Below are 13,667 nucleotides of genomic sequence, written 5' to 3'. Positions count from 1 at the left end.
CATCGCGTGAATCCGGTTCAGCGCGACGCGCTTTAGCGGAGCCAGCCGACGGCCAGTTCCTTGACGGCGTCGAGGGCGCGTTGCGGCAGCGTGCCGATGCCGATCGATTCGGCGGCGAACAGCGGCGTCTCCTGGCTCAGCGTATCGCCGATCCAGACCCGCAGCACGCCTACCGGCTGCCCCTCCTCCACAGGTGCGGCAACCGGTCCGTCATAGACGATGCTCGCCGTCAGTTTGTCGCGGTTGGCTACCGGCAGGAAGATGGCGATCGGCCCTTTCGCCTTCAGCGTCACGCCGGCTTTAATGCCGCCGAAAACCTGAGCTTGGCCCACCACCTCGTCCTTGGCGAAGATTTGCGTCTTCTCGAAGGAACGGGCACCCCATTCGAGCAGCTTGCGCGCCTCCTCGGCGCGTTCCTTGTCGCTGGCGAGCCCGCTCATCGCCGCGATCACCCGCGCGCCATTGTGGCCGACCGAGCCGACTATGCCAAAGCCGGACACCTCACTGCTGCCGACCGCCAGGCCGTCGGCGCCGATGTCCATCGCCAGCAGCGGGTTGCGATTCCTCTGCGAAATCTTGTTCCAGGTAAAATCCTTCAGGCCGTAGTAGCGATAAAGGTCCGGATACTCGCGCCACAGATGCAAAGCCAGCATTGCCAGCTCGCGCACGCTCGTCTGCTGGCCCTCCGCCGGCAGCCCGGTCGAATTGACGAAAGTCGATTTGGTCAGGCCGATCTGGCGGGCGCGTTCGGTCATCTGCGCGGCGAAATTGTCCTCGGACCCGGCCAAGCCTTCGGCCAGCACGATACAGCCGTCATTGGCCGCCTGCACCGTCACGCCCTGGATCAGGTCCTCGACCCGGACCGCCGATTTGAGCTTGGCAAACATCGTCGACGTTCCCGAAGGGGCGCCGCCCTTGCGCCAGGCGTTTTCACTCACCACGAACGTGTCGTCGAGGGTCAGGCGCCCGGACTTGATGGCGTTGAACACCACTTCCATCGTCATCAGCTTGGCCATCGAGGCCGGCTGTATCGGCTTGTCGGCGTCCTTGGAAAACAACACCGTCCCTGTGTCGGCGTCTATCATGAAGGCCTGGGCTGCCTTGGTCTCGAAAAGCTGCGCGCTGGCGGGCGCGATGCAAAACAGCAGCAGGGCCAATCCCAGAAATCCGGCCAAAGGCGGAAAGACGCGCAACTGCATGAAATCTCGACCCGTTTGCCGGTTCTGGCGCAGCCAAGCTATCAGGGTTTTTTCCGCAGGATCAACCGTGCGGGAAAAATAGATCAGTTGCGCACGGCCAGAGCGTCCGGCGCACCATGCGACCAGGCCGCCTGCAGCAGATCGTCGACGCCGCCATGGCCGTCCGGATAGAGGTTCACCGCATACCAGTCCTTGCCATCGAATTCGGAACGCTGGATCTCGATCCTGCCGAAGGGCTCGAGCGCGGCGGCCACGCGTTTTGCCTCGGTGGCGTCATCGAAGGTGCCGGCCGCGACATAGGCCGGCGACGGCGCCTGGGGATTGGCGCTCTTCCATGAGCGCAGGATGTCGGCGGGCGACATGCCGTCGTCGTCAAGTGCGGCAAAGACATCGGCGCTCCGCACGCGCTCGTCGGCATAGGAGAGCGAGGCCACCGAAAACGGCGATTGCGGCGGCAGGCCGATATCCGGACGCTCTGGCACGATCGGACCGAAGTCGGGCAGCGCCAGGTCACCCAAGGCCGGCGATTGTGCCGGCACCTGCCCTTGCGGAATCATATCGGTATTCGTCAGCTGACCCGGAAACGGCACGGCGGCAGCGCCCACCGGCAGGCTGGGCGACGGTCCGTTCATGGCCACCATGACGCCGGTCGGCAGGCCGTCCGACGGATCCGGTATCCTGTTGCCTGGATGGTAGGAGGCCATCAGATACTGGTCGTCATTGCCGTCGAGCGGCGCGCGGCCAACATATTCCACCTTCACCTCGGCCGTGCCGACATTGGCATAGTCGAGCATCTGGGCGGCGCGTTCCGAGACATCGATGATGCGGCCCTGGTGGTAGGGACCGCGATCATTGACGCGCACGATGACCGAACTGCCGGTCTTGAGATTGGTGACGCGGGCGTAGCTCGGCAGAGGCATGGTCGGGTGCGCCGCCGTCAGATGGCTCATGTCGTAGACTTCGCCGTTGGCGGTCAGCCGTCCATGAAAGGCATCGCCGTACCACGACGCCAGGCCGACCTTGGCATAGTGCTTGTCTTCCTTCGGATAGTACCACTTGCCGCGAACCTGGTAGGGTTTTCCGAGCTGGTCGCGGCCGCCGCCACGCCGCATGAAGGCGACGCGAGGGCTGGCCTTCACGCCATATTCGGTTTCGGCGAAATATTCCTTGGAACGGGTCTTCTTGTGGACCATCCCTTTTGGTTCAGGCTGCGACGCGCAGGCGGCAAGCAAGGCTGCCGACATGGTGAATAGCGCGAAAGCGCAAGCACGGCGTAGACGCGGGCGCGCCGTAGTTTGCATTTCCTGATGTCCCCTACAGTCTCGACCAAAAACGCCGCGGCTTGAACGTCGCAGGAGCCAAAGCTTACCTGACTAAGACCAACGACGCCTCGAACCCCTGTCCTTTGTGCGCAGGAATTGTTTATCACGCTATTAATCGATTGTGGCCGGAACCGGGCAAGATTGTGACGCCACCCTGCCCGGCGTCGGCTGCCGGGAAACATGCGGTCCGCGCATGCCGGTTGACAGATCTTTGCCGGGCACACTAGAGCATCAGCAAGATGGCTCTCTTCATTCGCCGCCAGGCTCGAATATCTGATCGAGTGACGCTGGGCGAAGAGATGTCGCTGGAGGGATGGCCGAGCGGTTTAAGGCACCGGTCTTGAAAACCGGCGTGGGCGCAAGTTCACCGTGGGTTCGAATCCCACTCCCTCCGCCAGATTATTGCCGTAAGGTGTCGATATGGCTTCGCTAATCGCAGGTTGCGTTACCGATCCCCACTTTCATCCCACTGGTTGACTATGGAGTGCGACATGGCTCCCCCGAAAAAACGTCTGCTGGAAGAGGAAGCGCTGGCGGTGTTCCTGCGAGAGTTGGCGACCGCTGATGCCATCGCGTCGAGCCTTATCCGAGATATTGAACCGCCATCCGAGGAAGACCGCGCATTCGGAGCCGAGCCGCTGTCAAAATCGGCGGGCTCCTCAGCCCGGGCAAGGGCCTGTTCCTTGACTTTGACGCTCGCCCATCGCTTGAAGCGCTTGCAGGCCGCTGGGGCGACCGGATCACCTACGTCGCCGGTAAGGCCAGGGATCAACTGGGCCTGAGCGCCGTGCTCGTGCGCCCCGATGGCTTCGTGGCCTGGGCCGGCGAGGATGACCCCAACCCCGAGGAAGCCGCTCAAGCCGCATCAGGATGGTTCGGCGAACCCGGAAAGGCATGTAGACGTGCTCCCGAGGCTTTTCGTGCCGAATCGGCTAAGCCTTGAGCCTATGAACGAAACCTCACTCTACGCGCCGGTGAAGCGGTTTCTCGAAAGCCTGGATTTTGCCGTGAAGGGCGAGATCGGCGGCTGCGACATTGTCGCGCTGCGTGAGGGGGAGCCGCCCGTCGTCGTCATTTGCGAGTTGAAGCTGGCGTTCAATCTCGAACTGGTGCTGCAAGGCGTCGACCGCGCGACCGCCTGCGACGAGGTGTGGCTGGCCGCGCGCATGTCGGCCAGGGGCAAGGGACGCGAGAGCGACGCCCGGTTCCGCAATCTTTGCCGCCGGCTTGGCTTCGGCCTGCTCGGCGTAACGGCGAGCGACCGGGTCGAGGTGCTTCTGAGCCCGGTCACCGTCACGCCGCGCAAGAACCCACGGCGCCGCTCGCGGCTGGTCGACGAACATCGCCGGCGCCGCGGCGATCCGGTCGCGGGCGGGGGATCGCGCAATCCCATCATGACAGCATACCGCCAAAGCGCCCTCGCCTGCGCCGCGGCATTGGCCGACGGGCCCAAGCGCCCGCGCGATCTCAAGGCGCTGACGCCGCTTGCGCCGAAAATCCTGCTGCACAATGTCTATGGCTGGTTCGCGCGCGTCGACCGCGGCGTCTACGATCTGACCGACGCCGGCCGTGCCTCGCTGATGCGTTGGCCGCAGCCGTCGCACGATGAATCCCGACACGGGATTTTGAACGCGCCGAGTGGCTGAGCGCGGGACAACGCCCGGCCCTTTGGTTGATTTTTCAGACAAAATATGCTGCTTGTCCCGCCCATGAAGACACTCTGCACGACGGTCATGGCGTTCTTGACCCTGGCTTTTCCGGCCAACGCCATGGACAGCGCCTTGCGCGCAGGCCTCCTGAAACTCGACCCGCAAACCCGCCTCGAACAGCGCTGTGATGCTGAAGTCCTCGACCGGATCACCCATGACGACCGCAAGTACAAGGCGGATCGGGTGGTCGCTTACGCCTTTGCCACGCCGGTCATGAGCGACGACGCCATTAAGAGCCCAGGAGCCGCCTTCCGCAGCAAGGGGCAATGGTACCGGCTGAAATTCAAGTGCGAGACGGCGCCGGACCATATGGAGGTCTTACAGCTCCGCTACCGCATCGGCGACGAAATTCCGGAGACCGACTGGGCAAAATACAATCTCTACGATTAGGTTTTTCATTGCCGTTTCGACTCGCTTGCCGCGATTGTCGAATCCCCTCAATGGCGCCGCTGCAACGAAAGCGGTTTTGCGGCGTTGCCCGAAGCGATGTCTTGACGGCAAGGAACCATGCCTTTAGGGCGGGCTGGGCGATCGACAACGAACACTCGGCGAACAGGCAAGGGCTTCCAGGTCGATGGAAATATTTACTGCCGCAGGCTTATCGGCCCTTTTTCAGGTAATCGCGATCGATCTTGCGCTGGCTGGGGACAACGCCATCGTCATCGGCCTTGCGGCGGCCGGCTTGCCGGCCAGTCAGCGCAAACGGGCCATTCTGGTCGGCATCATCGCGGCCACCGTCCTTCGCATTTTCTTCGCCCTGATCACGCAATGGCTGCTGACAATTGGCCCCATGCTCCTCATCGCCGGCGGCCTGCTGCTGCTTTGGGTGTGCTGGAAGATGTGGCGGGAGCTGGGTGTCAGCCACGAGCAGGAGCGCGACGCGACCGAAGCGCTGTCGAATGGCGATTTCGACAAGGATGGGACCATTGCCGGCAAGTCGCCGCGCAAGACCTTCTCGCAGGCCGCCTGGCAGATCGTCATTGCCGACGTATCCATGTCGCTCGACAATGTCCTGGCCGTGGCGGGAGCGGCCATGAACCATCCGACGGTGCTGATCATCGGCCTCGCTCTGTCGATTGCGCTGATGGGCTTCGCCGCGTCCTTCGTCGCGCGCCTGCTGCACAAATACCGCTGGATCGCCTATATCGGCCTGCTGATCATCCTTTACGTCGCCGTGAAGATGCTTCTTGACGGCGCCGTGCAGCAGTTTCCCGACCAATTCGCTTTCCTGGCGCCATGGTTCGGGTCGAGCGGCCACTGAGCTGGAACCCTTGCGCCCGCCGATGTTGGTCAGTTTGAAGTTGCAGCATAGTGGTTCATTCTAATTGGGATTGAACCGGTGCCCATAGGCGCGAAGAAGCACGTCCACCTATATCGCTGGTAAGGATCAAACTTCATATGGGGAATGATCGTTCGATAAAACGTCATTAGACGCTCGCAGATGTGGTATCGATCATCGGGCGCAGCCTGGACACGTTCTCTCGGGATAAACCACTCTGCTTCTTGTGGCTCATTCAAGTAGGTAGGGTGCAGCCTGACAAAATAGCCGTCTTTGGTCATCCTGACATCGTTGGAATCGATGGGGCGGCAATCCTTGTTTCCGCAGCAGTCATAGTGAAGAACGGGATCGGTCTTGCCCGTATACCAACCGTGTGCGTCCGCATCGCCGGGCAGCACAAGCCACGCCAATGCAATATGTCCTAGCAACTGTTTCATGGGACTAGCCCCTCACCATTCTGCCTATAGCATATTAGTGAGTCCTAATCATAGCGCTGAAAGTCGCGTTGACTGGCTGCCATTACCCGGCAATTCGCTTTAAGAGCCGCGAACCAACGGCTTTCGGCTTCTTCGCTTCGATCCGCACAACGAGATCGCCGATGTCGCAGAGCTTGCCTGTTTGCCTGATCGGGCGAGCCGTGCTATTGCGCCGCCCGAATTGAGCTCCCGCCAGAGCCGTGCAAACCGCTATATGTCGAGACTTCGAGCCGGATCAGCGTTTCCGGTTCATGTCCATTGGAACCTTGCCCATGTCCGCCCCGCGCGTCAGCTTCGTCAGTCTCGGATGCCCCAAAGCCCTGGTGGATTCCGAACGCATCATCACGCGCCTGCGCGCCGAGGGCTATGAGATCGCGCGCAAGCATGACGGTGCCGATCTCGTCGTGGTCAACACCTGCGGCTTCCTCGATTCCGCCCGCGATGAATCGCTCAACGCCATTGGTTCGGCGCTTTCGGAGAACGGCAGGGTCATCGTCACCGGCTGCCTGGGCGCCGAGCCCGATGTCATTCGCGAGAAGCATCCCAACGTTCTCGCCATCACCGGTCCGCAGGCCTATGAGAGCGTCATGGCGGCCGTGCACGAGGCTGCGCCGCCGAGCCATGATCCCTATATCGATCTGCTGCCGCCTCAAGGCGTCAAGCTCACGCCGCGCCACTATGCCTATCTCAAGATTTCGGAAGGCTGCAACAATCGCTGCACCTTCTGCATCATCCCGGCGCTGCGCGGCGACCTTGTCTCGCGGCCAGCGGCCGATGTGCTGCGTGAAGCCGAGAAACTGGCCAAGGCCGGCGTCAAGGAACTCCTCGTCATCTCGCAGGACACCAGCGCCTACGGCATCGACATCAAATACCAGGCCAGCATGTTCGGTGATCGTGAAGTGCGGGCGAAATTCCTCGATCTGTCCGAGGAACTGGGCAAGCTCGGCATCTGGGTGCGCATGCACTATGTCTACCCCTACCCGCACGTGGCCGACGTCATCCCGCTGATGGCCGAGGGAAAAATCCTTCCCTACCTCGACATCCCCTTCCAGCATGCGTCGCCGCAGGTGTTGAAGAACATGCGCCGACCGGCACATGGCGAAAAGACGCTCGAGCGCATTCGCGGCTGGCGCGATGTGTGTCCCGACCTCGCCATCCGCTCGACCTTCATCGTCGGCTTTCCCGGCGAGACCGACGAGGATTTCGAGATGCTGCTCGACTGGCTGGACGAAGCGAAGATCGATCGCGCCGGCTGCTTCAAATATGAACCTGTACGGGGCGCGCGCTCCAACGAACTCGGCCTTGAGCAGGTGCCGCAGGAAATCAAGGAGGCGCGCTGGCACCGCTTCATGCAGCGCCAGCAGAAGATCTCGGCGACGCAATTGGCCAAGAAGGTCGGCAAGCGCCTGCCGGTGCTGATCGACGAAGCGCATGGCACATCGGCCAAGGGCCGCACCAAATACGATGCGCCTGAGATCGATGGCTCCGTCCATATCCAGTCGCGCCGCCCGCTGCGCGCCGGCGACATCGTCACCGTCAAGGTCGATCGCGCCGACGCCTATGATCTCTACGGTTCGGCCGTCTGAGGACCACGATTTACCACATTTCGCGATAGTTCCGGCCATTTACCCTGTTTGGCCGCCGCCTGCCTTATGGTTTCCGGACCGTAAACGCAGGAACTCAGGATGGACCCCAGACCTGTCCGCCAGGATTATATCGCGACGCTGGACCTGTTGAGGCTGGCGGCGGCGCTGGCCGTCGTGCTGTTTCACTATTTCTTCCGCGGCGCGGCTGCCGACGGCTTTCTCACGACGGGCTATCCTCATGCCGCTCCACTCGCTCTGTACGGCTATCTCGGCGTCAATCTTTTCTTTCTGATCAGCGGTTTCGTCATCGCATGGTCGGCGGAAGGCGGCGGCTGGGAAGAATTCGCCGTCGCGCGTTTCGCGCGTCTATATCCGGGCTTTCTGCTCTGCATGACGATAAGCTTCGCGGTTATCGCCTTTTCCGGCACGCCGCTGCTCCCAGCCTCCTTCAGCCAGTATCTCGCCAATCTCACAATGTTCGCGCCGGCCGTCGGCCAACCTTTCATGGACGGCGTCTACTGGTCGGTCGTGCTTGAAGTGGTTTTCTACGGCTGGGTGACGCTGGCCCTGATTGCCGGCGTTTTCCAGCGATGGAAATTGGGGCTGATCCTCGGCTGGCTGGCGATCTCGGCGGTCAATGAACTCTTGCTCGGCAGCGGCGCGGCGCGGCTTCTGTTTCTCACCGAGTTCGGGCCGTTCTTCGCCGCCGGCATGCTGGTCCATCATCTCCACGCGCATGGTCGCTCAGTGCCGGCCTTGCTGTTGCTGGCGGCGGCCTTCGTGCTCTCCAGCTATACGCTATCGGTGACGCAACAGTGGATGATCGGGCATTATGGCATTGCGGTCTCGTCCGCCCATCTCGTGGCCGCCAACCTAGCGATGCACGCGGCGCTGATCGGCGCTGTCCTGCTGCGCGACCGGATCAGACCGTCGCCGCTCACGCTGGCTCTCGGCGGGCTGACTTACCCGCTTTACCTTCTTCACCAGAATGCCGGCTATCTCTTCATCAACGCCTTGACGCCGCTGGCCGGCAAATGGGTTGCAGCGTGGACCTGCGTGGCGCTCATGGTTTTGGTGTCGTGGGCGATCTGGCGCTATTTCGAGCGGCCGGTGCAGCGTTGGCTCAGGATCCGGCTCAGCCTCGGGGTGGACGCCGGCCTGGTGCGGTTTCGCCATGTCCCGGCGGTAGCGCAAGCCGCCGAATGAAAAGGGCGCCTCGCGGCGCCCTTCCCTGACGAACGTACGTAGAGCTTATTGCGGCAGCTTGTCGTCGACGCCCTTAACGTAGAAATTCATGCCGAGCAGCGTGCCGTCATCGGCGACCTCGCCGTCCTTCAGCCATGGCGAGCCGTCCTGCTTGGCGATCGGTCCGGTGAAGGGATTCCAGCCGCCGGCAATTTTCTTTTCGGTCGCCTCGGCCATTGCCTTCACGTCGTCGGGCATATTGGTGTAAGGCGCGAGCTTCACCGCGCCGTCCTTGATGCCGAGCCAGACATTGTCGGGCTTCCAGGTGCCGTCGATCGCTGCCTGAACCCGGCTGATGTAATAAGGTCCCCATTCGTCGGTCAGCGAGGTCAACTGCGCGTTCGGCGCGAACTTGATCATGTCGGAGGACTGGCCGAAGCCGTGCAGCTTGCGCTCCTCGGCCACCTGCAGTGCCGCGGTCGAATCCGTGTGCTGGACGATGATATCGGCTCCCTGGTCGAACAGGGCCTTGGCCGCATCGGCTTCCTTGCCCGGATCGAACCAGGAATTCACCCAGACGATCTTGGCCTTGAAATTCGGATTGATCGACTGCGCGCCGAGCATGAAGGAGTTGATGCCCATCACCACTTCCGGGATCGGGAAGGAGACGATGTAGCCAGCGACGCCGGACTTCGATTCCTTGGCCGCGATCTGACCGAGCACATAGCGGCCTTCATAGAAGCGCGCATTGTAGATGCCGAGATTGTCCGCCGTCTTGTAGCCGGTGGCGTGCTCGAACATCACCTTGGGGAACTTCTTGGCGACCTTCACTTCGGCGTCCATGAAGCCGAAGGACGTGCCGAAGATGATCTTGCAGCCTTCGCGCGCCAGCCGCTCGAAAGCACGGTCGGCATCGGGGCCTTCGGAGACGTTTTCAAGATAGGCGGTCTCGACCTTGTCGCCGAGCGCCTTTTCGACTTCGAGGCGGCCCTGGTCGTGCTGGTAGGAATAGCCGAAGTCGCCGATAGGGCCGGTATAGACCCAGCATGCCTTCAGCTTGTCGGCGGCCTCCGCGGACGCGACCAGCGAAAATGCCGCTGTCGTCGTCATCAGGGCAATAAGCAGTTTTTTCATCGTGTTACCTCTCTGAGTTAAGCCTTGGAGCTTCCCGTCTTGTTATTGTTGTCAACGATCCGGAACGAATGGCTGCCCCAAGGAAGCCGGTGTGTTCATCATCGTCAGACGCTTGTTGCGCGAGATTAGAACGAGAACCACGACCGTCGCCAGATAGGGCAACGAAGAAAGCAGTTGCGAAGGCACCGGAATGCCAAAAGCCTGTGCATGAAGCTGGCCGATCCACACCGCGCCGAAGATATAGGCGCCCGCCAGCACCCGCCACGGCCGCCAGGACGCGAACACCACCAACGCAAGCGCGATCCAGCCGCGGCCCGCGCTCATGTTCTCGACCCATTGCGGGGTGTAGACCAGCGAGAGATGGCCGCCGGCAAGACCGGCGCAGGCGCCGCCGAAGATCACCGAGAGATAGCGGTAGCGGATGACCCTGATGCCGAGCGCATGCGCCGAGGCGTGGCTGTCGCCGATCGAGCGCAGCGTCAGCCCGGTGCGCGTCCGGAACAGGAACCACATCACCGCCGCCGTCAGCGCGATCGAGATGTAGAACAACGGATCCTGGCCGAACAGCAGTCTGCCCACCACCGGGATGGAGCTGAGCCCGGGAATATCGAGATTGGGCAACCTGACGCCGGGCTGGCCGACGAAACTGGTTCCCATCATGCCGGAGAGGCCGAGGCCGAGCAGTGTCAGCGACAGGCCGGTCGCCACCTGGTTGGTGGCCAGCGACAGCGTCATGACGGCAAACAGCAGCGAGAACAGCGCGCCCATGGCGATGGCCGCCAAGAGCCCGATCCAGGGCGAGCCGGTCAGATAGCCTGCGCCGAAACCGCCGACGGCGCCCATGATCATCATGCCTTCGACGCCAAGGTTGAGCACGCCGGAGCGTTCGACCACCAGTTCCCCGATCGCCGCAATGAGCAGCGGCGTCGCCGCCGTGGCGATGGTCAGGAGGATGTTGACGGTGATGTCCATCAGCGGGCTTCCTTCAACTTTGGCGCGGCCTCGAGCTTCGCGGCACTCTCCGATTTGGTCAGCGCCAGACCGATCAACCGGATGCGGTAATGGATGAGCGTGTCGCAGCCGAGCACGAAGAACAGCAGCATGCCCTGGAACACGCGCGCCACCTTGTCGGAGATGCCGAGCGCGCTTTGCACCGCCTCGCCGCCGAGATAGGTCAGGGCCAGCACCAGGCCCGCCGCGACGATGCCGAGCGGATTGAGCCGGCCAAGGAACGCCACGATGATGGCGGTGAAGCCGTAGCCGGGCGAAATGACGGGCTGAAGTTGCCCGATGGCGCCGGAAACTTCCGATATCCCGGCAAGCCCGGCCAGGGCGCCCGACAACAGGAAGGCGAAGAAGACCATGCGGTTGAGGCCGAAGCCGGCGAAGCGCCCTGCCCTCGGGCTGGAGCCGAGCACGCGAACCTCGAAACCCTTGAGCATGCGGCTCATCATCAGCCACACCAGCACCGCCGCGACCAGCGCGAACACGAAGCCCCAATTGGCGCGGCCGGCATCCGGCATCAGTTCCGGCAGGATGGCGGAATCGCCGAACTGGATGGTCTGCGGGAAGCCATGGCCCTGCGGGTCGCGCCAGGGTCCTCGCACCAGCCAGTCGAGGAAGAGCTGTGCCACATAGACCAGCATCAGGCTGGTCAGGATCTCGTTGGTGCTGAAGCGGGTTTTCAGAAATGCGGGGATAGCCGCGTAGGCGGCACCGCCGACCATGCCCAGCAGAAGCATCAGCGGCAGCACCAATGGGCCCTCGAACCCAGGAAACAGCACCGGAACGGCCGAGCCAAAGATGGCGCCGAAGATGAACTGGCCTTCGGCGCCGATGTTCCAGATGTTGGCCTTGTAGCAGACCGACAGGCCGACCGCGACCAGGATCAGCGGCGCCGCCTTGATCGCCAGCTCGTGCAACTGCCAGACCTGGCTGACCGGCTCGATGAAATAGATGTTGAACGCGCTGAACGGATTGACCCCGAGCAGCGCGAACATGATGCCGCCCGCGATGATCGTCAGCGCGAAGGCGATGAATGGCGACAGCATGGAAAACAGCGCCGAGCGCTGCGGCCGTTTGACGAGTTCGAGGCGCATCATGCCGTCTCCAGCGTGTGTTCGGCGTGGCCTGGTTCGGCGCCGCCCATCAGCAGGCCGATTTTTTCGAAGGTCGCCTCGGCGATCGCCAGCGGCCTGGACAGTTCGCCATTGTGCATCACCGCGATCGCATCCGATATCTCGAACAGCTCGTCGAGATCCTGGCTGATGACCAACACCGCCGATCCGCTGCGGGACAGTTCGATGAGTGCCTGGCGGATATGGGCGGCTGCGCCTGCATCGACACCCCATGTCGGCTGGTTGACCACCATGACGTCAGGCCTGCGGTCGAGTTCGCGGCCGACGATGAATTTCTGCAGATTGCCGCCGGACAGGGCTGCCGCCTCCGGATCGGGCGCGCTCTTGCGCACGTCCATCGCCTCGATGATGCGCTGGGCGGCGGCGTAGACGGTGCCGCTCTTGACCATTCCGCCCGTGCCCACAAAGGTCTTGCCATCGGTGGCATGGCGCGACAGGAGCAGGTTTTCCGAAAGCCGCATGCGCGGGGCGGCACCATGGCCGAGGCGCTCCTCCGGCACGAAGGCTGCACCGAGCAGCCGGCGCCCGGTAATGCTAAGGCTGCCTGCATCCTTGCCGCGAATGCGCACCGAGGCGGCATCCGGCTGCAGGACTTCGCCGGAAACGGATTCGAAGAACTCGCCCTGGCCATTGCCGGCGACGCCGGCGATTCCGATCACCTCGCCGGCGCGGACGGTGAGGTTTATGTTCTTGAGCGGGATCGAAAACGGCGTCGCCGGCTTGCGGCTGAGGCCGCGGATTTCGAGCAGGGACTGCGCTGTTTCGATGCCCGCGACCGGCGCCCGCACCACAGCCTGTACTTCGTTGCCGACCATCATGCGGGCCAGCGACGAGGCTGTTTCCTCGCGCGGATTGCAGTGGCCGACCACCTTGCCGTGCCGCAGCACGGTGGCGCGGTCGCAGATGCGTTTGACCTCCTCCAGCCGGTGCGAGATGTACAGGATCGATTTGCCTTCCGAGCGCAGACGTTCGAGCGTCTCGAACAGCTTGTCGGCCTCCTGCGGCGTCAGCACCGAAGTCGGCTCGTCGAGGATGATGAGCTGCGGCGTCTGCAGCAGGCAGCGGATGATCTCGATGCGCTGGCGCTCGCCCACCGACAGGTCGCCGACCAGCGATTCCGGATCGAGCGGCAGGCCATAGCTGTAGGAAAGCGCCCTCGCCTTGGCCGCGATGCTGCTGATCGGCGAACCGTCATCCAGGGAAAGCGCGATGTTCTCGGCCGCCGTCAGTGCCTCGAACAGCGAGAAGTGCTGGAATACCATGCCGATGCCGAGCTTTTTCGCGACGCCCGGGCTGGTAATTCGGACGGCCTGGCCATTCCAGAAGATCTCGCCGGAATTGGGTTCCAGCGAGCCGAACAGCATCTTGACCAGCGTCGACTTGCCGGCGCCGTTCTCGCCGAGCAGCGCGTGGATCTCACCCTTGGCGATGTCGAGGTCGACATGATCGCACGCCGTCAGCGTGCCGAAAATCTTGGTAAGGCCGCGAACCTCAAGCAGATTCGCTCCGTTATGATTTGCACTCACAGTGCCTCCCATCCGGGTTCCCGGATATGTTCTGTGTTCCCGCAAGCATCGTATGCGCGGCCAGCTCCCATGCGAAAGCAGCACTCGACTTGAAAGAGCTTCAAGAATTTCAG

The 13,667-nt window shown here is 62.6% G+C and carries 12 protein-coding genes, 1 tRNA gene and 1 pseudogene; 7 read left to right on the top strand and 7 right to left on the bottom strand.

Annotated features, from left to right (window positions below):
- Positions 1-32: 32 nt before the first annotated feature.
- Positions 33-1,199 carry a D-alanyl-D-alanine carboxypeptidase family protein gene (locus tag FJ940_RS24850; RefSeq protein ID WP_140557226.1) on the bottom strand — a complete coding sequence of 389 codons (1,167 nt, stop codon included), beginning with the start codon at positions 1,197-1,199 and terminating at the stop codon, positions 33-35.
- A gap of 83 nt (positions 1,200-1,282) precedes the next feature.
- Positions 1,283-2,500 (bottom strand): septal ring lytic transglycosylase RlpA family protein, encoded by a 1,218-nt coding sequence (locus FJ940_RS24845; protein WP_140658209.1) that lies wholly within the window; start codon positions 2,498-2,500, stop codon positions 1,283-1,285.
- A 328-nt stretch (positions 2,501-2,828) separates the two neighbouring features.
- Between FJ940_RS24845 and FJ940_RS24840 the strand changes: the two genes are divergently transcribed.
- The 5 genes and pseudogenes from FJ940_RS24840 (at position 2,829) to FJ940_RS24820 (ending at position 5,491) form a co-directional block, all read left to right on the top strand.
- Positions 2,829-2,918: transfer RNA gene (locus tag FJ940_RS24840), tRNA-Ser, on the top strand.
- A 246-nt stretch (positions 2,919-3,164) separates the two neighbouring features.
- Positions 3,165-3,464, top strand: a pseudogene (locus FJ940_RS28915) (hypothetical protein); the annotation flags it as partial.
- Between the two features lie 4 nt (positions 3,465-3,468).
- Positions 3,469-4,167, top strand: coding sequence for a DUF2161 family putative PD-(D/E)XK-type phosphodiesterase (locus FJ940_RS24830; RefSeq protein WP_140557216.1), 699 nt, complete (start codon positions 3,469-3,471; stop codon positions 4,165-4,167).
- Positions 4,168-4,212: 45 nt separating this feature from the next.
- Positions 4,213-4,620 carry a DUF930 domain-containing protein gene (locus FJ940_RS24825; RefSeq protein WP_140498595.1) on the top strand — a complete coding sequence of 136 codons (408 nt, stop codon included), beginning with the start codon at positions 4,213-4,215 and terminating at the stop codon, positions 4,618-4,620.
- Positions 4,621-4,804: 184 nt separating this feature from the next.
- Positions 4,805-5,491 (top strand): TerC family protein, encoded by a 687-nt coding sequence (locus tag FJ940_RS24820; RefSeq protein ID WP_140498596.1) that lies wholly within the window; start codon positions 4,805-4,807, stop codon positions 5,489-5,491.
- A 29-nt stretch (positions 5,492-5,520) separates the two neighbouring features.
- On the opposite strand, the gene FJ940_RS24815 is transcribed toward FJ940_RS24820, so the two are convergent.
- Positions 5,521-5,946: a hypothetical protein gene (locus tag FJ940_RS24815; protein ID WP_140658205.1), complete on the bottom strand. Its 426-nt coding sequence runs from the start codon at positions 5,944-5,946 to the stop codon at positions 5,521-5,523.
- Positions 5,947-6,257: 311 nt separating this feature from the next.
- Between FJ940_RS24815 and rimO the strand changes: the two genes are divergently transcribed.
- Both rimO and FJ940_RS24805 read left to right on the top strand, forming a co-directional pair.
- Positions 6,258-7,571 (top strand): 30S ribosomal protein S12 methylthiotransferase RimO, encoded by a 1,314-nt coding sequence (rimO, locus tag FJ940_RS24810; RefSeq protein WP_140498598.1) that lies wholly within the window; start codon positions 6,258-6,260, stop codon positions 7,569-7,571.
- Between the two features lie 99 nt (positions 7,572-7,670).
- Positions 7,671-8,777 (top strand): acyltransferase, encoded by a 1,107-nt coding sequence (locus FJ940_RS24805; protein WP_140658203.1) that lies wholly within the window; start codon positions 7,671-7,673, stop codon positions 8,775-8,777.
- 45 nt (positions 8,778-8,822) lie between these two features.
- Here the strand turns inward: FJ940_RS24805 and FJ940_RS24800 are convergent, their stop codons facing one another.
- From FJ940_RS24800 to FJ940_RS24785, 4 genes are read right to left on the bottom strand one after another with little or no spacing between them, the layout of a single operon-like run.
- On the bottom strand, positions 8,823-9,890 hold the full coding sequence (locus FJ940_RS24800; protein WP_140498600.1) for a BMP family ABC transporter substrate-binding protein: 1,068 nt from the start codon (positions 9,888-9,890) through the stop codon (positions 8,823-8,825).
- Positions 9,891-9,941: 51 nt separating this feature from the next.
- Positions 9,942-10,862: an ABC transporter permease gene (locus tag FJ940_RS24795; RefSeq protein WP_140498601.1), complete on the bottom strand. Its 921-nt coding sequence runs from the start codon at positions 10,860-10,862 to the stop codon at positions 9,942-9,944.
- Positions 10,862-11,992, bottom strand: coding sequence for an ABC transporter permease (locus FJ940_RS24790; RefSeq protein WP_140658201.1), 1,131 nt, complete (start codon positions 11,990-11,992; stop codon positions 10,862-10,864). Before FJ940_RS24790 ends, FJ940_RS24795 begins: the two co-directional genes overlap by 1 nt.
- Positions 11,989-13,566 carry an ABC transporter ATP-binding protein gene (locus FJ940_RS24785; RefSeq protein WP_181171811.1) on the bottom strand — a complete coding sequence of 526 codons (1,578 nt, stop codon included), beginning with the start codon at positions 13,564-13,566 and terminating at the stop codon, positions 11,989-11,991. The genes FJ940_RS24790 and FJ940_RS24785 overlap by 4 nt, the downstream gene beginning before the upstream one ends.
- Positions 13,567-13,667: the final 101 nt, after the last annotated feature.

It is taken from the genome of Mesorhizobium sp. B2-3-7 (genome assembly GCF_006442695.1).
Lineage (GTDB): Bacteria > Pseudomonadota > Alphaproteobacteria > Rhizobiales > Rhizobiaceae > Mesorhizobium.
The sequence above is the reverse complement of the archived record's forward strand: the minus strand, read 5'-3'. Positions and strand labels throughout refer to the sequence as shown.

Coding starts and splice junctions, on each gene's coding strand:
- FJ940_RS24850 (WP_140557226.1), bottom strand. CDS start 1,199: ATGCAGTTGCGCGTCTTTCCGCCTTTGGCCGGATTTCTGGGATTGGCC.
- FJ940_RS24845 (WP_140658209.1), bottom strand. CDS start 2,500: ATGCAAACTACGGCGCGCCCGCGTCTACGCCGTGCTTGCGCTTTCGCG.
- FJ940_RS24830 (WP_140557216.1), top strand. CDS start 3,469: ATGAACGAAACCTCACTCTACGCGCCGGTGAAGCGGTTTCTCGAAAGC.
- FJ940_RS24825 (WP_140498595.1), top strand. CDS start 4,213: ATGCTGCTTGTCCCGCCCATGAAGACACTCTGCACGACGGTCATGGCG.
- FJ940_RS24820 (WP_140498596.1), top strand. CDS start 4,805: ATGGAAATATTTACTGCCGCAGGCTTATCGGCCCTTTTTCAGGTAATC.
- FJ940_RS24815 (WP_140658205.1), bottom strand. CDS start 5,946: ATGAAACAGTTGCTAGGACATATTGCATTGGCGTGGCTTGTGCTGCCC.
- rimO (WP_140498598.1), top strand. CDS start 6,258: ATGTCCGCCCCGCGCGTCAGCTTCGTCAGTCTCGGATGCCCCAAAGCC.
- FJ940_RS24805 (WP_140658203.1), top strand. CDS start 7,671: ATGGACCCCAGACCTGTCCGCCAGGATTATATCGCGACGCTGGACCTG.
- FJ940_RS24800 (WP_140498600.1), bottom strand. CDS start 9,890: ATGAAAAAACTGCTTATTGCCCTGATGACGACGACAGCGGCATTTTCG.
- FJ940_RS24795 (WP_140498601.1), bottom strand. CDS start 10,862: ATGGACATCACCGTCAACATCCTCCTGACCATCGCCACGGCGGCGACG.
- FJ940_RS24790 (WP_140658201.1), bottom strand. CDS start 11,992: ATGATGCGCCTCGAACTCGTCAAACGGCCGCAGCGCTCGGCGCTGTTT.
- FJ940_RS24785 (WP_181171811.1), bottom strand. CDS start 13,566: ATGGGAGGCACTGTGAGTGCAAATCATAACGGAGCGAATCTGCTTGAG.